19 protein-coding genes are annotated in these 22,078 nt (G+C 52.0%); 5 read left to right on the forward strand and 14 right to left on the reverse strand.

The features are described 5' to 3' along the window. Positions 1 to 32: 32 nt before the first annotated feature. From BBP27_RS07135 to BBP27_RS07160, 6 genes are all read right to left on the reverse strand, one after another. On the reverse strand, positions 33 to 785 hold the full coding sequence (locus BBP27_RS07135; RefSeq protein WP_188212046.1) for a class I SAM-dependent methyltransferase: 753 nt from the start codon (positions 783 to 785) through the stop codon (positions 33 to 35). Between the two features lie 48 nt (positions 786 to 833). After that, positions 834 to 2,459: a sigma-54-dependent transcriptional regulator gene (locus tag BBP27_RS07140; RefSeq protein ID WP_188212047.1), complete on the reverse strand. Its 1,626-nt coding sequence runs from the start codon at positions 2,457 to 2,459 to the stop codon at positions 834 to 836. Continuing rightward, positions 2,452 to 4,038, reverse strand: coding sequence for a two-component system sensor histidine kinase NtrB (locus BBP27_RS07145; protein WP_036493354.1), 1,587 nt, complete (start codon positions 4,036 to 4,038; stop codon positions 2,452 to 2,454). The genes BBP27_RS07140 and BBP27_RS07145 overlap by 8 nt, the downstream gene beginning before the upstream one ends. 70 nt (positions 4,039 to 4,108) lie before the next feature. Beyond that, entirely contained in the window at positions 4,109 to 6,412 is a 2,304-nt protein-coding gene (gene parC / locus BBP27_RS07150; RefSeq protein WP_188212048.1) for a DNA topoisomerase IV subunit A, read from the reverse strand. 208 nt (positions 6,413 to 6,620) lie between these two features. Further along, positions 6,621 to 7,943, reverse strand: a complete 1,323-nt coding sequence (locus BBP27_RS07155; protein ID WP_049348776.1) for an MFS transporter — start codon at positions 7,941 to 7,943, stop codon at positions 6,621 to 6,623. A 194-nt stretch (positions 7,944 to 8,137) separates the two neighbouring features. Continuing rightward, positions 8,138 to 9,181 carry a LacI family DNA-binding transcriptional regulator gene (locus BBP27_RS07160; RefSeq protein ID WP_070459476.1) on the reverse strand — a complete coding sequence of 348 codons (1,044 nt, stop codon included), beginning with the start codon at positions 9,179 to 9,181 and terminating at the stop codon, positions 8,138 to 8,140. Between the two features lie 257 nt (positions 9,182 to 9,438). Here BBP27_RS07160 and pgi point away from each other — a divergent pair, with 257 nt between their 5' ends. Together pgi and BBP27_RS07170 are read left to right on the forward strand one after the other, a co-directional pair. After that, on the forward strand, positions 9,439 to 11,079 hold the full coding sequence (pgi, locus tag BBP27_RS07165; RefSeq protein WP_070459478.1) for a glucose-6-phosphate isomerase: 1,641 nt from the start codon (positions 9,439 to 9,441) through the stop codon (positions 11,077 to 11,079). Positions 11,080 to 11,284: 205 nt separating this feature from the next. Further along, on the forward strand, positions 11,285 to 12,574 hold the full coding sequence (locus tag BBP27_RS07170; RefSeq protein WP_223168950.1) for an AmpG family muropeptide MFS transporter: 1,290 nt from the start codon (positions 11,285 to 11,287) through the stop codon (positions 12,572 to 12,574). Positions 12,575 to 12,634: 60 nt separating this feature from the next. On the opposite strand, the gene hpf is transcribed toward BBP27_RS07170, so the two are convergent. The 8 genes from hpf to BBP27_RS07210 form a co-directional block, all read right to left on the reverse strand. Next, a complete protein-coding gene (gene hpf / locus BBP27_RS07175; protein ID WP_070608498.1) occupies positions 12,635 to 12,949 on the reverse strand; it encodes a ribosome hibernation-promoting factor, HPF/YfiA family in 315 nt (104 codons plus the stop codon). Between the two features lie 49 nt (positions 12,950 to 12,998). Then, a complete protein-coding gene (gene rpoN, locus BBP27_RS07180) occupies positions 12,999 to 14,354 on the reverse strand; it encodes an RNA polymerase factor sigma-54 (RefSeq protein ID WP_188212049.1) in 1,356 nt (451 codons plus the stop codon). Between the two features lie 136 nt (positions 14,355 to 14,490). Further along, positions 14,491 to 15,147: an energy transducer TonB gene (locus tag BBP27_RS07185; RefSeq protein ID WP_188212050.1), complete on the reverse strand. Its 657-nt coding sequence runs from the start codon at positions 15,145 to 15,147 to the stop codon at positions 14,491 to 14,493. A 30-nt stretch (positions 15,148 to 15,177) separates the two neighbouring features. After that, positions 15,178 to 15,912, reverse strand: coding sequence for an LPS export ABC transporter ATP-binding protein (lptB, locus tag BBP27_RS07190; RefSeq protein ID WP_003679854.1), 735 nt, complete (start codon positions 15,910 to 15,912; stop codon positions 15,178 to 15,180). A 70-nt stretch (positions 15,913 to 15,982) separates the two neighbouring features. After that, positions 15,983 to 16,513, reverse strand: coding sequence for a lipopolysaccharide transport periplasmic protein LptA (gene lptA / locus BBP27_RS07195; protein WP_049328829.1), 531 nt, complete (start codon positions 16,511 to 16,513; stop codon positions 15,983 to 15,985). Continuing rightward, entirely contained in the window at positions 16,494 to 17,075 is a 582-nt protein-coding gene (lptC, locus tag BBP27_RS07200) for an LPS export ABC transporter periplasmic protein LptC (RefSeq protein ID WP_188212051.1), read from the reverse strand. Before lptC ends, lptA begins: the two co-directional genes overlap by 20 nt. Beyond that, entirely contained in the window at positions 17,072 to 17,608 is a 537-nt protein-coding gene (locus BBP27_RS07205; RefSeq protein ID WP_188212052.1) for a KdsC family phosphatase, read from the reverse strand. Before BBP27_RS07205 ends, lptC begins: the two co-directional genes overlap by 4 nt. A gap of 66 nt (positions 17,609 to 17,674) precedes the next feature. Further along, positions 17,675 to 18,649, reverse strand: coding sequence for a KpsF/GutQ family sugar-phosphate isomerase (locus BBP27_RS07210; protein ID WP_188212053.1), 975 nt, complete (start codon positions 18,647 to 18,649; stop codon positions 17,675 to 17,677). A gap of 134 nt (positions 18,650 to 18,783) precedes the next feature. Between BBP27_RS07210 and tal the strand changes: the two genes are divergently transcribed. From tal to BBP27_RS07225, 3 genes are all read left to right on the forward strand, one after another. Beyond that, positions 18,784 to 19,839: a transaldolase gene (tal, locus tag BBP27_RS07215; RefSeq protein WP_188212054.1), complete on the forward strand. Its 1,056-nt coding sequence runs from the start codon at positions 18,784 to 18,786 to the stop codon at positions 19,837 to 19,839. Between the two features lie 154 nt (positions 19,840 to 19,993). Then, on the forward strand, positions 19,994 to 20,881 hold the full coding sequence (gene gluQRS / locus BBP27_RS07220) for a tRNA glutamyl-Q(34) synthetase GluQRS (RefSeq protein WP_188212055.1): 888 nt from the start codon (positions 19,994 to 19,996) through the stop codon (positions 20,879 to 20,881). Between the two features lie 239 nt (positions 20,882 to 21,120). After that, the gene (locus BBP27_RS07225; RefSeq protein WP_003748328.1) at positions 21,121 to 21,855 is read left to right on the forward strand and encodes a LytR/AlgR family response regulator transcription factor; all 735 of its coding nucleotides are present in this window, start codon (positions 21,121 to 21,123) and stop codon (positions 21,853 to 21,855) included. Positions 21,856 to 22,078 lie beyond the last annotated feature (223 nt).

A 22,078-nucleotide genomic window follows, 5' to 3' on the forward strand; every position in this document is an offset into this window, starting at 1 on the left:
GCGGCTTCTTTTGATATGTTGCAAGTTTGCTTCTAGTCTTCAGACGGCCTTGTCGGAAGGTAAACGTCAAAACGCGTGCTTTTGCCTGTGTATTGATAAGCAGGTTTGCGCCCGTCGAGAAACTCTCCCAAGCGCGGGCGTTTGACGACAATGCGTTTTTTGGCGGTATTCAATGCAGTATCCAATAACTCAGCTTCGTCTTGTGCCGCGCCGACCAAGTCGTGGAAATAGGCCATTTCTTTTTTCACGGCGGCGGTTTTGCGGCGTTCCGGGTACATCGGGTCGAGGTACACCACATCGGGCCTGCCGTTTTGCGCAGATAATTCCTTCATCAAATCAACGGCATTGCCAAAGTGCAAAGTAATTCGCCGGGTAATCTCCCGCGTTTCTTCACTTTGCCCCGCCCTATTGAGGCCGTCTGAAAGTAGACAGGCAACCGCAGGATTTTGTTCAAAAGTGTGTACATTCAAACCCAACGAGGCAAGCACGAAGCTGTCGCGCCCCAGTCCGCCGGTAGCGTCCCAGACAGTCGGTTGTGCAGTGTGGTTGACGGCTTTGGCAATCAGCTCGCCGCCGCCTTTTGTGCGCCGATAATGGGCGGCACCGCCATCAAAATCAACGCGGACACGGCCTTTTTCACCGGCGCGGCACAAACTGATACCGCTTTCGTCAGCAATAAGGAAACTGCCTGCTTCAGGCTGCCTGTCGATAACGGTCAACCCAAAAGGCGCGGCAAGGCTGCGAAGTTCGGCAGATGCGGTTTCGTCAAAATAAATCTTGTACATAAGGCTTATGTTTCAGACGGCCTTGAAAACTTGGGCCGTCTGAACGTTTTAATTGATGTCCAAGCGTTCCATGCGGTAGCGCATGGAGCGGAAGCTGATGCCCAAAAGTTTGGCGGCTTGGGTACGGTTGTAACGGGTTTGCTGCAAGGCCTGCTCGATGATGCTGCGTTCCACTTGGTCGAGGTAATCCTGTATCTGCATGGTGCGCGGATCAAACGGCGGAATGGGGCTGTGATTGAGCGTGGTTTCGCGCGCGTCAGGTTCGGCAATATCGTCAAAGGAGAGGCTGCTGCGATCGGCCTTGGCCTGCGGGGCGTTTTGAATCTGCAAGTCGTCCACTTGTATCACTTGGCCGACCGTCAGTGCAACGGCGCGTTCGAGGATATTCTCCAGCTCGCGGAAGTTGCCGGGGTAGCTGTAATGCAGCAGGGCTTCTTGGGCTTTGGGGCTGAGTTTGTAGGTTTGATTGCCGTGGCGGTGTTTGTACAGCAAATACAGAATCAGCGCGCCCAAGTCTTCGCGCATTTCGCGTAAAGGCGGCATGTGCAGGGAGACAACGTTGAGGCGGTAATACAAGTCCTGGCGGAATGCGCCGCTTTCAACCAAGACTTCGAGGTTTTTATGGGTTGCACAAATAATGCGTACGTCCACAAAGGTTTCCCGCGCATCGCCGATACGGCGCACGGCTTTTTCTTGGATGGCGCGCAGGAGTTTGACCTGCATAGCAAGCGGTAAATCAGCAACTTCGTCGAGGAACAATGTGCCGCCGTCGGCGTGTTGGAAAAAGCCGAGACGGTCTTGATCCGCGCCGGTAAAGCTGCCTTTTTTGTAGCCGAAAAATTCGCTTTCCATCAGGTTTTCAGGAATCGCGCCGCAGTTGACGGCAATAAACGGTTTGTCGGCGCGGTCGGACAGCTCGTGAATCGTGCGTGCCGCCTGCTCTTTACCGGTACCGGATTCGCCGGAAATATAAACGGGAACAAGGCTGCGGGCCAATCTGCGAATCAGGTGGCGTACTTCGACCATTTGCGGCGAAGTACCCAACAGGCGCGGCATATCGTCGTCGCCTTTCAGGATAGGCTCTTCTTGCAAAGCAGGATTGATGTTGCCGGTTGAAAACCGCTCTTTTAAGGAATTGAGCCCTTCCGGAACGGTCAAAGGCCGGTTAAATTCGCTCTGCACGCTCTTAGGAGGCGTAACAACAGGCTTGACCGGCTGGGGTTCGGGTTTATACAGGGCGGCAGAAACAGGCGCAGGCTGAGATTTGACTTTTTCAGACGGCGTGGGTTCATTGGTATTGTCTGAAACCGATACGGCCGATTTCACCAATGAACGCAGTTGCGACAGCGTAATCGGTTTTTGCAGATAGTCAAACGCCCCTGCTTTCAAGGCTTCAACGGCTTGGTCGGCATTGCCGAAAGCCGTAATCACGGCAACGGGCGTGTCGAGCATCAACTCGTCAATGTATTGGACCACCTCGAGGCCGGAGCCGTCGGGCATACGCATATCGGTCAACACCAGCGAATAATCGTTGTTGTCCAGCTTGTCTTTGGCTTCTTCAACACCAGCCGCCGTATCGACGCGCAGACCCATTTTCATCAGGGTCATTTCCATCAGATCGCGGATGTCTGCCTCGTCATCGACAACCAAAACCGGCTCTTGCAATTTATTCATCCTGCGCTTGCTCCTTCGGTAAAATCAATTCAAACCCGTTCATTTCAGGGTGATAATGCAGCTGTCCCATATTGGCGTGTGCCAACTCGCGTGCGACGTAAAGCCCCAAGCCGGTACCTTGTTTTTCGGTGGTGTAAAACGGCTCGAACAGATGGTTTCGTACATCCGGCGGCACGCCTTTGCCGTTGTCCGCCACGACGATGGAAATATGCATCCTGCCGCTTGGACGGATAAGGACGGTAATGGCATTTTCGTCCTGACGACTGTGTCGCCAAGCATTGTTGCACAAGTTCCACATCACTTGCTGCAAGTGCATGGGGTCGACCAATACGGTCAGGTTGTTGCCGTCCATATTCATGCGCAGACAGCCGATGGCATCGGGATTGTTCAAGGTAAATTCCTGCTTGAACTCCAACCAGAATTTCATCAGATTAATCGGCTGGCGGCTGATGTTGTCGCGTTTGTTAATCAGGGATACGTCTTCCAACATCTTGTCGATGCGTTGGATATTGCTGTCGATGATGTTGTAGAGCTTGGCCTTGAGCGGATCTGCCTCGTCGCCTTCCTGCAACAAATCGCTGGCATGGCGGATGGCGGACATCGGGTTGCGGATTTCGTGGGCAAGGTTGGCAGTCAACTGTCCGAGCGAAGTCAGCTTGGTGGACATGGCTTCCGCAGCCACTTCACGCAATGAACGGACGTACAGCATCAGCAGCTCGGTTTGCTCCTGAATCAGCGGTACGGCTCGAACGTGCATGGCGTGTTGGAAAATATGGATATCGGTTTCAAAAGGTTTGTCGGGTTGGCGCTGCCAGCGGGCCACCAGTTCGCCAAACACGATTTCCTGCTGATCGATAATCAGGCTGGGAAAATAGATTTTTGCCTGTTTGTTAAACAGCCACACGCGCTGGGTCGCATCAATCACCACCACCGCTTCCTGTACTCGGTTCAAAACCAAATGGTTCAAGCCGCTGATACGGCGGTAGGCCAATTGATGGCGGCTGGCGGACTCTGTGGCCTGTTCGAGATAACGGGCGGCAAACGAGGTCAGCATCGCCACCAGATAGCTGGCGCCGATCAGCATTAAAGAATTCGCCACTGATTTTGCGTCCCAATTAAACGAATCGAAACGCATACTGCCGTCTAAAAACAGGTTCAAAATAAACAGCATTGCCGTATAGCCTGCGTACAGCATGGGGTAATGGCCATAACTGAGCAGACACGACGTAGCGACAAACGGCAAAACCAAAATCCCGAAACCGGAAGCCGTACCGCCGGAGATATACACTAAAACCATGATCATGGTGATGTCGACCACGGCGCTGGCGTTGGGCAAATCCAAGGATTGCCACTGCCAGCCCGGGCGGAGTACGGAGAGCATAATCAGGAAGAAATACAGCGTTATCCAGATATAAAACTCAACCGCCGGCAACGAAACGCCAATCAAATTGCCGCCCGTATAGCTGCCGAAAGCGTGCAAAACCAAAAGCGGCAAGACGATGGCTATTCGGGCGATGTTGATGACGCCGGGAATCCGCTCCCTCAGATTACCCAGCTCTTGAAGATTGGCTCTGTTCATAAGTGAACCTTTTTTATTTTCATGCAATGTCGTAGTAAATTTAATTTATTTGAATATATTGGTTTTTGCCTTAAGACAAACTTTTCAGACGGCCTGATATTTCCAATACTTTGCCTTTTTTACCGCGCTTGCCGTCAATATCAGCAATCCGCAGTTTTTCCTGATGCTCGGCGCCGCGCCGGCCGACCGATACAACGGTAAACTCAGGAGAGGTCGTTACCATAACGTGTTCCAAAAATGCGCCGTCGGTCAGCGACATCAACTGCAAACCGCGCCCTTTGGGCATGACTTTGAGTTCGCCGATGGAAAACGCCAAGAGACGGTGGTCGCTGCTGGCCAGTACGATTTTGCAGTCGGGATTGATGAGCGAAGAAGCATAGACGGCAACCGGAGGCAGGACGGTTTCACTGCTGTCCACGGTCATCACTACTTTGCCTGCTTTCACGCGTCCGACCATATCGGCCAACTTGGTAATAAAGCCGTAGCCGCCGCTGCCTGAGAGCAGGTAGTGCTGTTCGGGCTGGCCGGTGAGCATGGCGACGGGTTTCGCGCCGTTTTGCAACTCGATTAAGGATGAAACCGGCACGCCGTCGCCGCGTCCGCCTGGAATTTCGGCGGCATCGAGCGTGTAGGTTCTGCCCAATGAATCGAGGATAACAACGGGTAAGACGGTGCGGCCTTCAAGGGTTTGTTTGAGGCGGTCGCCTTCTTTGAACGCGGTTTGGCTCAAATCGAGATTATGTCCGGCACGGCTGCGTATCCAGCCTTTTTCCGACAGAATCAGCGTGATGGGTTCGTCGGCGGTGGTTTGCGTCAGCACGGCGCGTCCGGCTTCTTCCACCAGCGTGCGGCGCGCGTCGCCGAACTGCTTCATGTCCGCCTGCATCTCTTTGATAATCAGCTTGCGTTTTTCGTTTTCGTCGCCCAAAAGGATATTCAGACGACCTTGTTCTTCGCGCAATTCGTTCAATTCTTTTTCGAGTTTGAAACCTTCCAAACGCGCCAACTGGCGCAGGCGGATTTCCAAAATGTCTTCGGCTTGGATTTCGGTCAGCCCGAACGCCGCCATCAAATCGGCTTTCGGGTCGTCTGATTCGCGGATAACTTTAATTACTTCGTCGATGTGCAGAAAGACTTTCAGACGGCCTTCGAGGATGTGCAACCGTTTTTCCACTTGGTTCAAACGGAATTTCAGACGGCGTGTTACGGTTACGACGCGGAAATCCAGCCATTCCTGCAAAATCGTTTTCAGGTTTTTCTGCGCGGGTCGGTTGTCCAGCCCCATCATCACCAAGTTCATGGACACATTGCCTTCCAGCGAAGTTTGCGCCATCAGCGTATTGATGAAGGTATCCGTATCGATGCGGCTGGATTTTGGTTCGAACACCAAGCGCACGGGATGTTCGCCATCGGACTCGTCGCGCACGCGGTCGATTAAATCCAACATCAGCTTTTTGGTGTTGAGCTGGTCTTGGTTGAGCTGCTTTTTACCCGCTTTCGGTTTCGGGTTGGTTTGTTCTTCGATTTCGGCAAGGATTTTGGCAGAATTGGCGTTCGGCGGCAGCTCGGTTACGATGACGCGCCATTGCCCGCGCGCCAGTTTCTCGATTTCGTAACGCGCACGCACGCGCACGCTGCCTTTGCCGGTTTCGTAAATCCGGCGCAATTCGTCCGCCGGCGTGATGATTTGACCGCCTCCGGCAAAATCGGGCGCGGGAATATATTGCATCAGGTCGGCGGTTTCCAGCGTCGGTTTTTTCAAGAGCGCAATCGCCGCCTGCGTGACTTCGTTCAAATTGTGCGACGGAATTTCGGTCGCCATGCCCACCGCGATACCAGACGCGCCGTTGAGCAACACCATGGGCAGGCGGGCGGGCAGGTGCAACGGTTCGTCAAACGCGCCGTCGTAGTTCGGCACGAAATCCACCGTCCCCTGATTGATTTCGGATAACAGCAATTCCGCAATCGGCGTCAGCCGCGCTTCGGTATAACGCATCGCCGCCGCCCCGTCGCCGTCGCGCGAACCGAAGTTGCCGATGCCGTCGATTAAGGGATAGCGCAAGGTAAAATCCTGCGCCATCCGCACCATCGCCTCATAGGCGGAACTGTCGCCGTGCGGATGGTATTTACCCAAAATCTCGCCGACCACGCGCGCCGACTTCACCGGCTTCGCGCCCGCCATCAAACCCATATCGCGCATGGCAAACAAAATACGCCGTTGTACGGGCTTTTGGCCGTCTGAAACTTCAGGCAGCGCGCGGCCTTTGACCACGCTCATGGCGTATTCGAGATAGGCGCGTTCGGCGTATTGACCTAACAGCAGGTAGTCTTCGCCGACGGGGGATGGACTGGGAGCGGAAATGTGTTCTGTCATCAGGATGGTAAAACGAAATTAATTAAAGAAGGATATTGTAAAGCAAAATCGGCAGTCATAGCCAATTTGAGTGATGAACGGTAGCTCGGCGTCAATAAGGCTTACCGAATCAAGTCGGCAAATATGATTTGTTTCGACCAAAAAGGCCGTCTGAAACCCTTTCATGTTTCAGACGGCCTTTTCATTTTGGTTTTAAATCAAAACTTCGTTATTCTGCAGTAGCCGGTTTGGCCGCAGTTTTAATGGTTAAGGTCAACGCAGCGGCGATAGCCAGGGAAACACCGGCAAAAGTCATCGCGTTGGCAGGGTTTGAACCCAAGAAAGTTCTGTACACCCAGCCGAAAGATACAGTTTCAATCAGCATTGGAATCACAATCATCATGTTCACAATACCCATGTACACGCCGTAACGTTCTTTAGGGATAGAGCCGACCACAATCATAAACGGCACGCCCATCATACTTGCCCAACCGACACCAAAACCAATCATCGGCGCAAACATCAGGTATTTGTTGCCGATGTGCGGAATGGTGAGCAAGGCCAGCGCGGCAAGGGTTACGGCAAAGGCGTGAACATATTTGGCGGCGTATTTGCGCGCCATCCACATCAGGCCGAAGGCGGAGATAAAGGTTACCACGTTGTAGAAACCGTTTACCAGGCCGGTCCACGCAACCGCTTGGCTATACGCTTCGGTATTCTCAACGGTCGAGTCCCAAACGGATTGGACGATACTGTGGGAAATATATTGCCAGTAGATGAAGAGCGCGTACCATTGGAAGAGATACACCAAAGCCAGTTGCCACAAGGCTGTCGGCATTTCGCGCACGGCAACGACAATATCTTTAACAGCATGGGCCGGACCGCTCGGCTGGGCTTTAATGGCCGCCATTTCCTCAGGGCTGGGCTCGCGTTCGGCCGTTGATAAAACGGTAACCAAAACCGAACCGATGGAGCAGACCGCACCAATATAAAACGAACCGAATACCCAATACGGAATGCCCGCTTCGGAAGTTTGTTGCAACCAGCCAATTTGTTGGAAGATATAGAGGGAAACGTTGGCCAGGGTAATACCCAAACCGGTAAACACGGACTGCATCAAGAAACCGGTGGATTGCTGGTGTTCAGGAACGGTATCGGCAATAAAGGCACGGAAAGGTTCCATTGCCGTGTTGTTGCTAATGTCCAAGAGCCACAGCAGCAATACGGCCACCCACAAGGCGGTAACGTGCGGATAAATAAAGAGGCAGAGGCTGCAACCGATGGCGCCGATCAAGAAATACGGACGGCGGCGGCCCAATCCCGGCACCCAAGTGCGGTCACTCATCGCACCAATCATCGGCTGCACCAGCAAACCGGTAATCGGGCCTGCCATATTCAGAATCGGCAATTGGCTCGGGTCGGCATGAAGGAAGCTGAAAATCGGGTTAATCGCAGTCTGCTGCAACCCGAAGCTGTATTGAATGCCGAAGAAACCGAAGTTCATCAGCATAATCTGGCGAAGTGTCATCGCCACTTGTGGGGAGATTTTCATAGGAAGGCTACTCCTGGATAATAAACTATGGAAACAACAAACTCCAATTTCAGCGGTATGACGCTCTTATTGTATTGGGCCGCCTTTTTAATGAGGCAACCCTGTTTTCAGACGGCCTTTATTTTGACCGTTTATATAATCTTGTTTTGATGTGTGTTTGTGTTGTTTGAAGCTTATTTTTAGGCCGTCTGAAACTATTTATTCATTACAGACTGACGCCAGATGGTTTCCCCAACGACCTTGACGGGCTGAGCCGTACCGGCCGGATGTTCGATGTATTGGAACAGCAAATCCGCCGCCATTTCGCCCATGCGCAGATAAGGCAGCTCGGTGCTGGTCAACGGCGGAAACAGCGTTTCCGCAATCGCGCTGTGGTTATCGTAGCCGGCAACGGAGACTTGCTCGGGAACCCGCACGCAGCGCGTCCTCAAAATCCCGTACACGCGCACTGCCATTTCATCGTTGCCGCAGCAAATTACCGTCGGCGGAAGCGGCAAAGACAGCAGCTTCAAAATAGCCGAAATCAAAGACCCGCTGTCATTGCTGAAGTCAGGATAACCAGTTTGCACCAAATCAGGATCGAAGACAATATCCGCATCCGCCAAAGCCCGGCGGTATCCGGCCAATCTCAATCTCGTTGCTTCTACACCCGGCTGCAAAGTCACATAAGCAATCCGTTTGTGTCCGCTTTGGATAATCCGGCGCACCAAGCCATACTGCCCTGCTTCGTCGTCCGGCAAAACCGACGGCGTACCTGCCAAATCAAAGCAGTTGACCAACACCATCGGGCAGCGGTTGGGCACTTCCGGCAACAATACTTCCTGATGGAAACCGGCGACATATAAAATCCCCTCGGCACGGTGTTCCATAAAGGTACGGATCAGCGGCTCCATCTGACCGGGCTGACTCGGCTTGTTGTCGATGTCGGCAATCATCAAAATCTTGCCTTGTGCGCGAATCCGCTGCTGAATGCCCTTAATCAAGAACATATCTGGAATGCCGTGTCCGCCCGTATTCTCGCCCGTCCGCGAAATGGCGCCGGTAATCAGGCCGACCAAGCCGGAACGGTGGGACCGCATAATCCGCGCCGCAGAAGACGGGATATAGCCCAAAGCGGCAATCGCTGTTTCTACTTTGGAACGGGTTTTATCGCTGACCGGCGCATCGCCGTTAATCACCCGGCTGACCGTCTTGGGAGACACTCCGGCATAAGCAGCGACATCATAAATTGTAGCCATCTTACGAACTCGCCCCGACAGGATTTCAATAATGTTACATAGGATAACACAGCAGACATCGGTGTCATACCCCTTTTTTTACAGAAACTTGATGATAATCAATCATTTCTTTTTCATTTTGCATACATTTCTTAAATAAAACCACCCCCGCCACCTCCCAAAACCTGTTCAAATTTGTTAAACTACAAGCCACTACAAAAAAGCAGGAAATACCTATCTATCCTGCTTATTTTACCGTTACATACTAAGGAAACGAGATGACCGCATACTCAGACGCATGGCAGGCCTTGGAAGCCCATCATGCCGATACGCAACACGTTACCCTGCGCGAACGTTTCGCTGCAGATGCCGAACGTTTCAACAATATGCACGAAATTCTGCACGGTTTGTTATTTGATTACAGCAAAAACCGTCTGGATGAAAATACCCTTGATTTATTGTGCCGACTGGCCGAAGCAGCCGATTTGCCACAATATATGCAGGCCATGCTCAACGGCGAAAAAATCAACACCAGCGAACACCGCGCCGTCCTCCACACCGCCCTGCGCCTGCCGGCCAATGCCCAACCCATTTACGTCGACGGCGAAAACATCGTGTCCAAAGTTCATCACGAACTCAACCGTACCCTCGAATTCGCACGCCAACTCCTAGACGGCACCCACGCAGGCATTACCGGCAAACCCATTACCGACTTGGTTCACATCGGCATCGGCGGCTCCGATTTAGGCCCGCGCATGGCCACACAGGCGCTGCAGCCTTATTGGCAAAACATCCGCGTCCACTTTGTCAGCAACTCCGATGATGCCGACTTGACCCAAACCCTTCTCGGCCTCAACCCCGAGACCACCGTATTCAGCATTGCCAGCAAATCGTTCCGCACACCAGAGACCCTGCTCAATGCCTACGCCGCGCGTACTTGGTACCGCGATGCAGGTTTGCCCGATTCCGGCATCTACCGACACTTCTGCGCCATTTCCGCCGATGTGGCCGCAGCCCAAAACTTCGGTATCTCCCCCGACAAAGTCTTCGCCATGTCCGACTGGGTCGGCGGCCGCTATTCCGTCTGGTCGCCCATCGGCCTGCCGCTGATGGTTGCCGTCGGCGAAAAAGCGTTCCGCAAAATGCTGGCCGGCGCACACGCGATGGACACCCATTTCTTCGAGACCCCGTTCCGCCGCAACATTCCCGTCCTGATGGCGCTCATCAACGTTTGGTACAACAACTTCCAACATTCAGACGGCCAAACCGTTGTCCCATACAGCCACAACATGCGCCTCTTCACCCCGTGGCTCAACCAGCTCGATATGGAAAGCCTCGGCAAACAGCGTACTTCAGACGGCCAACCCGTTTCCTGCACCACCGGCGGCATTGTCTTCGGCGACGAAGGCGTCAACTGCCAACACGCCTACTTCCAGCTTCTGCACCAAGGCACGCGTCTGATTCCCGTCGATTTCATCGTCCCCATGACCACAATCTACGGCAACCACCGCCAACACCGCTTTACCGTTGCCAATGCCTTCGCCCAAGCCGAAGCGCTGATGAAAGGCAAAACCCTAGACGAAGTGCAAATCGAATTGGCCGCCCTACCCCAAGACGAACGCGACCGACTTGCGCCGCAGAAAGAGTTTCCCGGCAACCGCCCGAGCAACAGCCTGCTCATCGACAGCCTGACACCTTTCAACCTCGGCATGCTGATGGCGGCTTACGAACACCGCACCTTCGTTCAAGGCGTAATTTGGCGTATCAACCCCTTCGACCAATGGGGCGTGGAATACGGTAAAGAACTGGCCAAAACCATCGAACCCGAACTCGAACGCGGTACGCCGGCACACGACAGCTCTACCAACGGTCTGATTGCCTTCTACCGCAACTGCAACGCAGCATCGAAGGCCGTCTGAAAATAAAATATCCGTAAGACAAACACTCTGCCTGTCTTACGGACATTTCAAAACCTGATTGGCTTGTTCCAACAAAAGGCCGTCTGAAACTTAATTTGCTAAAGTTTCAGACGGCCTCTCATTATTCGATAAAGATAACAGAAGTTCATTCGCCATCTCCCCCATCTTTGCTACAATATCCCTTTTCTTTTTTATTGATTTCACTATGACAACCGCACCCCAATCCGGCACTTGGCGCAAGATTTTCTCGCGCAGTATGCTGATTTGTATCTTTACAGGCTTCACTTCGGGGCTGCCGCTTTATTTTCTGATCAACCTGATTCCGGCATGGTTGCGCAGCGAACACGTCGATTTGAAAACCATCGGCCTGATGGCACTTATCGGGCTGCCTTTCACTTGGAAATTTATTTGGTCGCCCGTCATTGATTTGGTCAGATTACCTTTTTTAGGACGGCGGCGCGGTTGGATGCTGGTTACGCAAATTGGTTTGCTGCTGACCTTGCTCATTTACGCCTTCCTAAATCCTGCTCAGCATTTATATGTAATTATGGGCTTATCGTTGGTGGTCGCCTTTTTTTCTGCCAGCCAAGACATTGTATTGGATGCATTTCGCCGCGAAATTTTGTCAGATGAAGAATTAGGCTTAGGCAACTCTATCCACGTCAACGCCTACCGTATCGCCGCTTTGGTACCCGGCTCGCTCAGCTTGATTTTGGCCGACTTGATGCCTTGGCACAACGTATTCATCATTACTGCACTATTTATGCTGCCCGGCCTGCTGATGACTTTGTTCTTAGCCAAAGAACCCGATATTCCGCCAACTGTTCCCCGCACCTTTGCCCAAACGGTTTCCGACCCTTTCAGTGAGTTCTTCTCCCGCAAAGGCATCAAACAAGCCATATTGGTATTGCTGTTTATCTTCCTCTACAAACTGGGCGACAGTATGGCGACTTCCCTGGCAACGCCGTTTTATCTGGACATGGGCTTCAGCAAAACCGACATCGGCCTGATTGCCAAAAATGCCGGTTTATGGCCTGCCGTCATTGCCGGTATCGCCGGTGGCATTTGGATGTTGAAACTCGGTATCAACAGGGCTTTGTGGGTTTTCGGCGTGGCGCAATGGGTTACTATTCTAGGCTTTGCCTGGCTGGCGGGTTTCGGTAAATTTGAAACCATTACCCTGACGGAACAAATGATGCTTGCCGCCGTGATTGGTGCGGAAGCGGCAGGCGTAGGCTTGGGTACGGCGGCATTTGTCGCCTATATGGCCCGTGAAACCAATCCTGCTTTCACGGCCACACAATTGGCCCTCTTTACCAGCCTGTCAGCCGTTCCCCGTACATTTATCAATGCTTCGGCAGGCTATCTGATTGAAGCGATGGGTTACTTCAATTTCTACTGGCTGTGTTTTGCCCTGGGCATACCCGGCATGTTGCTGCTGTTTAAAGTGGCACCATGGAACGGCGACAAAGCGAATACCCGTTTGCAAGGCTAAATCTCCTTAACAAACAAAAGGCCGTCTGAATGTTCAGACGGCCTTTATCATACAAACATTTTATTCTGCTTCAGGTTTGACAGTGCTGCGGACATCGCCTCTTTTTTCTTTATGTTTCAAAACAGCGCGGTCGAGTTTGTCCATCAAAACATCAATCGCAGCGTACATATCCTGTTCAATCGCTTCAACGTGCAAATCTTTGCCTGCCAAATGCACATCGGCTTCGGCTTTTTGGCTGACTTTTTCCACCGAGAGCGTGATGGTCACGGAAATGATGTTGTCGGCGTGGCGGCTGATTCGTGCCAACTTGTCGGAAACGTAGTTTTTGATGGCTTCGGTAACATCAAAATTCAGACCGGTGATTTTCAGATTCATGATACAGCTCCTTCGGTTGGTTAGTCCGTCAAAACGGATCGGAATATATCTACTCGGTAAATTTTCGTTTGTGTGCCGGTGGGATGTCTAATGATTCTCTATATTTAGCCACTGTACGTCTGGCGATTTCAATGCCGCGTTGTTTTAATAATTTGACGAGGGCCTCGTCCGAATAAGGTTTGCTGCTGTCTTCGCTTTCAATCAGCTGGCTCAAGACAGCTTTGATTGCGCCTTGGCTGAACCCTTCGCCCTCATCGTCGGCATTGACTGCCTGTGTGAAGAAATAGCGTAACGCAAACAGGCCGCGCGGGCAAGACAAATATTTCTGGTTGGCGGCGCGCGAAATGGTGCTTTCCGCCAAACCCAATTCGGCGGCGGCATCTTTCATCAGCATGGGCGACAGGCCGATTTCGCCGAAGATGAAAAAATCTTCCTGATTTTTGACAATATACTCGGCAAGGCGGAGGACTGTACTTTTGCGCAGTTCCAAAGAATCAATGCGCTGTTTGGCTTCGCTGATTTTTTCCTTCCACTCCGGCGCGCCCTCTTCCGCCGATTTCATCAGGTCGCAATATTCCTGATTGAGCTGCAGCTTCGGCCAGGCCGCTTCGTTGCTGATGACTTCCCAGCCGTCCTTGCCCTCTCTCACCCAAACGTCAGGCTGAATATAAGGCGTAGGGGTGGCAGAAGCGAAGCCGTAAGCCGGATAAGGATTCAACCCGGCAATCATATCGAGTGCGGCTTCTATGGTTTCACTGTCGGCCTGGGGATAAAGTTTGCGGAAACGCAGAACGTTTTGTTTACGGTTTTTGCCCAAATCTTGAAGCGAACTTTGCACCAAATGCGCGGCCATTTGTCTGGCCGGAGAAGCCGGCAAACGCATCAGCTGCAGCATGAGAGACTCGGTCAAATCGGCCGCCGCCACGCCGGGCGGGTCAAAGGTTTGCAATACGTCCAGCGCATTTTGCAGGGCTTCTTCGTCCAGCATCCATTCCAACGGCGTGTGGTCGATGATTTCTTCAAGGCTGTCGGTGAGGTAGCCTTGTTCGTCCAAAAAATCAATCAAGACATGAACATAGGCTGCCTCCACTTGCGAGAGCGGATGCTCGCACACTTGGGCATGCAGATAGTGTTTGAAATCCTCTTCTTCGGCGATGTTGCTCCAAATATCTTCGGCATCGTCGCCGCCCAACTGCTGACCGGCACGCGGCATGGTGACGGCACGGTTGAGCCCGCTGTCGGCAAACTCATCGCTTTCCGGACGTTCAAGCAGAGGATTGTCTGACAACCAGTCTTCCACTTCGCGCTCAAGCTCAAGACCCGACATCTGCAAGATGCGCAGAGACTGCTGCAGCCGCTGGTTGAGCTGCTGGGTCTGTTTGAGTTTAAGGACGAGTGAAGACATAATGTTTGATAGTAGAATGTGCTTTATGGATTTCAGACGGCCTGTATCTGACGGGCCGTCTGAAAGTATCAAATATATTGTTTATATATTGGATGATTATTTCAATATATTATTCTTTTATCAACCGATAAATGAATTATTCAACAGTAGAGATGGTTTCTAACGGTAAAGCAAACGTAATAGGCAGAACAAAAACCATGGCAACAGGCTTCCCGCGATAGGTAGCGGGTTGAAATTTTGTCTTCAAAACTGCTTTTCGTCCTGCCGCATCTAAACGCGAGTATCCACTACTCTTTTGTATCCATACAAATGCTTTGCCATCTATATTGATAAAGACATTTAATACCACAGTCCCTTCCTCGCCATTCTCTGTAGAAAGCTGTGGATAAGGTGGGGGAGCAACTTGGACAGGTTTCGTCTTTATCTCTTCTTTGAATCCATTTGGCACAGTATAAAAGAATCTGAATTTTTTAAGGCTTTCCAGTGTCTTACAATCCGTTTGTTGGGTTTTCTGATTATAAGTACACTCTTTATAAGGCTCGACTTGTTTTGGCAAACCTACTTCTTGAGCAAGTTTCAACAATTCCAGCGCATCCACTTCCCAATGGAGGCTTTTTCCCAGCTTACCTTCTTTATCCACGATAGCTGTCGCCGTTACGATACCGGTTATCGGCTTGCCATTTTTATCTATCACGCCTTGGCGCACACCCATATCCTGCCATGACTGTTCGGGCATGGCATGCACAGCAGTAGCTGCCAAAACGGCAAAGGAAGACAAAAAAATTCGTTTCAACACAGATACACCTTTTCAGACGGCCTAAACTCAATATTTGAAATTTTCACCCAAGTAAACCGAACGGACTTGTTCATTGTTGACCAAATCATCCGGCTTGCCTGAAGCCAATACCGTACCGTCGCTGATGATATAGGCACGGTCGCAGATACTGAGGGTTTCGCGCACGTTGTGGTCGGTAATCAATACGCCGATACCGCGTGATTTGAGGAACTCGATAATTTTCTGAATATCGATGACGGCAATCGGGTCAACGCCTGCAAAAGGTTCGTCCAACAAAATGAAACGCGGCTGCATGGCCAGCACGCGTGCGATTTCGACACGGCGGCGTTCGCCGCCGGACAAGGACGGCGCAGGGTTGTTGCGCAGGCGTTCGATATTCAAATCGGCCAACAGTTTTTCAAGTTCGGCATCGATGCGGCTTTTGTCCTTCATGCTGATTTCCAAAATGGCGCGGATATTTTGTTCCACGGTCATTTTGCGGAAAATCGAGGCTTCCTGCGGCAGATAGCCGACGCCGAGGCGGGCGCGTTCGTGAATGGGCAGGTGGCGCAACTCTTGGCCGTCCAGCATCACGCTGCCTGCATCGGCGGCAATCAGGCCGACTATCATGTAAAAGCTGGTGGTCTTACCCGCGCCGTTGGGGCCGAGCAGGCCGATGACTTCGCCGCTTTCGATTTCAAGGGAAAAGCTTTTGACGACTTGGCGTTTTTTGAAACTTTTTTGCAGGTTTTGAACCACAAGACGGCTGTTGTTTGCGCTCATATTCTGTTGACTTTCGATATTGACCTCAGGCCGTCTGAACCTTTTTCAGACGGCCTTTTTGTGTGTTTTCTTATTTGTTTTTCTGCGTACTGGACGGCTGGATGACAACGCTGACGCGGCCGGATTTGGCGGCGGATTTCACACCGGATTTGGCACTGCCGTTGATGGTGTAAACCTCGGTTTTGGTGTTGTAAGTGATGACCGCACCTTCGGCCACATCGCCGCCACGCTGTACTTTGGCATTACCGGTCAGGGTAACCAGACTGGCTGCGGAAGAATACGTTACAGTATTGGCTTGGCCGTTGACCACGCCTTTGCCACCGTCCAACTCTTGGCTGAATTTGACGGGCGAGCCGGTAGCTTTCATCAACTGCTCGCTTTTGTCGTTGCGTGAAACGGTTACGCTGCCGGCACGGATATTGAGCGTGCCTTGTTTGATGATGACGTTGCCGGAAAAGGTGGTGCTTTGGTTGTTTTGGTCAAGCGAGCCTTGGTCGGCTTCGATTTGAATCGGCTGCTTGCTGTCGCTTTGCAAGGCAAAGGCCGGGCTGGCAGCAAAAACGGCAACAAGGGCTAAGGTTTTACAAATTTTTTGTATCATAAATTGTGGCTTTCACTTTGGAAGGGAAATTCAGCAAACCGGTTTTGTGATCATAAGTCATGCCGTTTGCCTGACCGCCGGACTGTCCGTATTGGAAAGTAACCGGGCTGTCGGTATGGGCGTATTGTGCTTCGGTATCGACATTCAAACGTTCAGTTTTGACGATGCCGGCCAAACGCTTGGTATCTGCCGCTTTGTTTAAGACAACATTCTGTTCGAAAACGACTTTTTTGTTTTGGATATTGTACACGGCCTTGTCGCTGCCGACTTCGTACAACAGGCTGCCGTCGCGGTAAAACGAAAGATGCGGTTTGTCCAAATGCACGTCCGCGCTATTGGGATATTGAACGGCATCGGCCGCGCTCAGGTTTTCTTTCAGACGGCCTTCTTGGTCAAAACGTTTGCCGTTGATGCCTTTCATCGAATATTGCGGCTCATTCGGATTGAGGACGACTTCTTCGACCTGCACTTCGCTGATGCGGCCGAGCCACGCCGCCAGTGCGCCGAGTGAAACGGCCAACACCAGCGGAAAGGCGATTCCGTAACGCCATCTGATTTTCATCGTACATACTCTTTCAAAGCAGGTTCAAGCGTACCTTGCGCCTGCATAATCAAATCGCACACTTCACGCACCGCGCCTGCGCCGCCGGAACGTCGGGTTACATAATGGGCGTATTGCAAAGTAAACCAATGCGCTTCGGGGACGGCAACCGCCAATCCGCAACGCACCATCACGGGCAAATCGACAACATCGTCGCCGACAAAGGCGCACTCATGCTCCTCCACACCGGCCTGTTCGCGTAATTGGGCGTAGGCGGCACGTTTGTCGTGAATGCCTTTGAAGTAATAGTTGATACCGAGCTGCTTCACGCGGATACCGACGGAAGGCGCATCGCGGCCGGTAATAATCGCCGTTTGCACGCCGCTGACCTGAAGCATTTTCAAACCGTGTCCGTCCAAAGTGTGGAACGATTTAATTTCTTCGCCGTTGTCACGGATAAAAATGCGGCCGTCGGTCAAAACGCCGTCCACATCCAGTATCAGCAGTTTGATACCCAAAGCGCGTTGTTGCAGGTCGGAAGAGAGGTTTTGCATAAGGTTTCCTTATTTCAGACGGCCTATTCTAGCATAAGGCCGTCTGAAAACGTTTTTACCGTCGATTCAGACAATTCGTGCCATCAATAAATCGTGCATATTCAGCGCGCCAATCAGCATGCCGTTTTCTTCGACTACCAACAAACCGTTCACATGGCCGCTCTGCATGGCTTTCAAAGCTTCGGTGGCAAGGCGGTCGGCGGAGATGGTTTTCGGCGAAGCGTGCATGATGTCGTCCACTTTCAAACCGGCAAAGCTGTCGCGTTCTTGAAACAGACGGCGCAAGTCGCCATCAGTAAATACACCTTTCAGACGGCCTTCGGCATCGGTTACCGCCAACATGCCTAAGCCTTTTTCACTCATGCGGACAATGGCCTCTTTCAACGGCGTGCCCAACAAAACGGCAGGCAGGGCTTCGTCTTTGTGCATAATATCCGCCACGCGCAGCAGCAGGCGTTTGCCCAAGCTGCCGGCCGGATGGCTTAAAGCAAAATCATCGGGCGTGAACGCGCGTGCGCGCAGCAATACCACCGCCAGCGCATCGCCCAAGGCCATCACGGCGGTCGTGCTGGAAGTCGGCGCAAGACCGAGCGGGCAGGCTTCTTTGGAAACCGCCGCGGTAATATGGATATCGGCATGACGCGCCATGGTGGAAGCCGGATGGGCAGTGATACAAATAAGCGTGATGTTTTTGCGTTTCAACGCCGGAATAATCGCCGCAATTTCATCGCTTTCTCCGGAATTGGAAATGGCAATCACGACATCGTGGTCCACAATCATGCCCAAATCGCCGTGCGCCGCTTCGGCTGGATGAACGAAAAACGCAGGCGTACCGGTGGAAGCCATGGTTGCCGCCATTTTGCGGCCGATGTGTCCGGACTTGCCCATACCGGTAATGACAACCCTGCCCTTGCAGTGCAACAACGCTTCCGCCGCACGGACAAAATCATGGTTCAAAGCCGCCGCAATTTCACGCAAACCTTCGGCTTCCGTATCCAATACATCGCGCGCCCAGTCGAGATAAAGTGTGTTTTCCGCCATCAAAGCCGCCTTTCATGCTTGAATTTAGGTTTGTTTTGCCCAAATTAATCGGCTGTAAACTGTTCAAATTCATCGAATCGGCGTAGCATTACCGCCACTTCACAAACAAACCTATTATGTAAAAGGAATCAGAGATGACTATTTTATCGGACGTTAAAGCATTAGGACAACAAATCTGGTTGGACAACCTCTCCCGTTCGCTGGTACAAAGCGGCGAATTGGCCGAAATGCTGAAACAGGGCGTGTGCGGCGTAACTTCCAATCCTGCCATTTTCCAAAAAGCCTTTGCAGGCGATGCCCTGTACGCCGACGAAGTAGCCGCGCTCAAACAGCAAGACCTGACCCCGAAACAACGCTACGAAACCATGGCGGTTGCCGATGTACAAGCCGCTTGCGACGTATGCCTTGCCGAACATGAATCCACCGGCGGCAAAACCGGCTTTGTCAGCCTCGAAGTTTCGCCCGAATTATCCAAAGACGCGCAAGGCACGGTTGAAGAAGCGCGCCGCCTGCACGCCGCCATCGGCCGTAAAAATACCATGATTAAAGTACCGGCAACCGACGAAGGCATCGAAGCACTCGAAACCCTCGTTTCAGACGGCATCAGCGTCAACCTGACCCTGCTCTTCTCCCGCGCCCAAACCCTCAAAGCCTATGCGGCCTACGCGCGCGGCATTGCCAAACGTTTGGAAGCGGGACACGACGTTTCCCATATCCACGTTGTCGCCAGCTTCTTTATTTCCCGTGTCGATGCCGCATTGGACGCCACCCTGCCCGACCACCTCAAAGGCAAAGTCGCCATCGCGCTGGCCAAAGCCGCCTATCAAGATTGGGCGCAATACTTCGGCAGCAGCGAATTTGCCGCACTTGCCGAAAAAGGTGCCAACCGCGTACAACTTTTGTGGGCATCTACCGGCGTGAAAAACCCTGCCTATCCTGACACGTTGTACGTTGACAGCCTGATTGGCGCCCATACCGTCAACACCGTTCCCGATGCGACACTCAAAGCCTTTATCGACCACGGCACCGCCAAAGCCACGTTGACCGAAGGTGTGGACGAAGCCCAAGCGCAGCTTGCCGAAACCGCCAAACTCGGCATTGATGTCGAAACTTTGGCAACGCGTTTGCAGGAAGACGGTTTGAAACAATTTGAAGACGCTTTCGCCAAACTGCTGGCTCCCTTGGCTTAAGCAGATTAAACAGACGGCCGATTGAAACTTAAATCATTTTGAAAAGTCTCAGGCCGTCTGAAACCCAAATTCGGGCGTGTACGGCACGCCCTTTTCTATCACGATTTGAATACCGTGCAGGCATACTGCCCCTGCCCTACACAAACACCCTGCCATGTATATAGGACGTTTCGCCCCCAGCCCTACCGGCCTGCTTCATATCGGCTCCCTGCTGACCGCCGTTGCCTCCTATGCCGACGTGCGCGCCCATCAGGGCAAATGGCTGGTCCGCATTGAAGACCTTGACCCCCCGCGCGAAATGCCCGGTGCCGCTGCCGACATTTTGCGCACGCTTGAGGCTTTCGGTTTTGAGTGGGACGGCGAAGTCGCCTATCAAAGCCGCCGTTACGACCTGTATCAAGACACACTCGACCGCCTCAAAACAGCCGGGCTGGTGTATCCCTGCTACTGCAGCCGCAAAGACTGGCAGGTAGCGGCAACTCAGGGTGCAGACGGATTTGTGTACAACGGCCGTTGCCGCGTTCCTCAGCAAAGACCCCATACGCAAAACAAAACGCCAGCATGGCGCATTCAAGTGCCCAATCGCGTGATCGGTTTTTCAGACGGCATTGTCGGACATTACGCACAAAATCTGGCGCACGACATCGGCGATTTCGTCCTGCTTCGTGCAGACGGCTATTGGGCATATCAGCTTGCCGTGGTTGCCGACGATGCCGATCAAGGAATAACCCATATTGTCCGCGGTCAGGACTTGCTCGTTTCCACGCCGCGCCAAATCTATCTGCAACAATGCCTCGGCGTTCCCACACCGGCCTACGCCCACCTTCCCCTGTTAACCAACAACCAAGGGCAAAAATGGTCGAAACAAACCCTTGCCCCGGCTTTGGATTTGAATCAAAAAGAACAGCTTCTCCGCCAAGTCCTAACCTACCTCAACCTACCCGATGCACCCGCCGTAAACCGGCCGCAAGAATTACTCGATTGGGCGGTGGCGCACTGGCAAATGGACAAAATCCCAAAATCTTCCATTATCACGAAATGAATTAGCACGATTACAACAAAATTACTCTAGGTATTACAATATTTCATAAAATTATGTAAGTAATCTTCAGATTCATTCCAAATCACGCCCAAGAAGCGAAAAATCATGTATATTTTAAAAATTTCCTAAAATTGTTGCGAAGTGATAATTTCAAGATTGCAACAACATACGGCTGGCGCGTTATTGAGGATGACAAAGCGCGGCAGATCTCCCACGATACAACAAAAAGAAATACCGCTATGCCAAGTGCCATTATTGTAGAAGACGAAGTATTAGCAGCAGAACGCTTGCGTGTATTATTGGAAGAATGCAATGTCGTACTGCTCAACGTCTTTCACCATGCCATGCCAGCATTGGAGTGGCTGAGCGTCCACGAAGTCGACATCGTCTTTGCCGACATCGGCATGCCGGAAATCGACGGTCTCGAGTTTGTCGAACGCATCAAGCGTACCGCCAAACGCCAGCCGGAGATTGTCTTCACCACAGCCTACGAAGAACACGCCCTGCGCGCGTTCGAGCTGGCTGCCGCAGACTATCTGCTCAAACCGATCAAAATGACCCGCCTGCAAACCGCGCTTGACCGCATCATCGAGAAAAACCGCGAAAAAGCAGACAGTTTCACCCATTTCAAAGTGTACAACCGCGAGCGCATGGTTGAAATCCCCTGGCAGCAGGCGCGTTACCTGATGGCGGAACACAAAACCGTCTATCTGTTTACCGGCGACGGCCAAAGCTACGAATTACCGAAAACATTGGTTTACTGGGAAGAATTGCTGGGCGACAAAGTCATCCGCATCCACCGCAACGCCCTCGTCTTCCGCCACACCCTCGACAGCCTGATTCGACTGGACGACGACGAAAACGACGAATACGCATCCACATGGGGCGCAAAAATTCTCGATATTCCGACCCCGCTGCCCGTGAGCCGCCGACAACTGTCCACCCTGCGGAAAATCATTAAAAACAGCATCTAAATGTTCTTTGACTCGCTCTTTTTAAATCAAGGGCCGTCTGAAAATATCTTTTCAGACGGCCTTTTAACTTCTCATTTCAATAACAGAAAGCAGAAAAAAGAAATGACTAAAACCTACCGTTTGGACTTATCCAGGCTTTTAATTTAATCAAACCGTTTTACCCACAAACAAGGTTTTCTATTTTTTTAATCCAACATCCCTCAATTATTATCACTCAACAGAA

The organism is Neisseria sp. RH3002v2g, assembly GCF_014596425.2.
GTDB lineage: Bacteria > Pseudomonadota > Gammaproteobacteria > Burkholderiales > Neisseriaceae > Neisseria.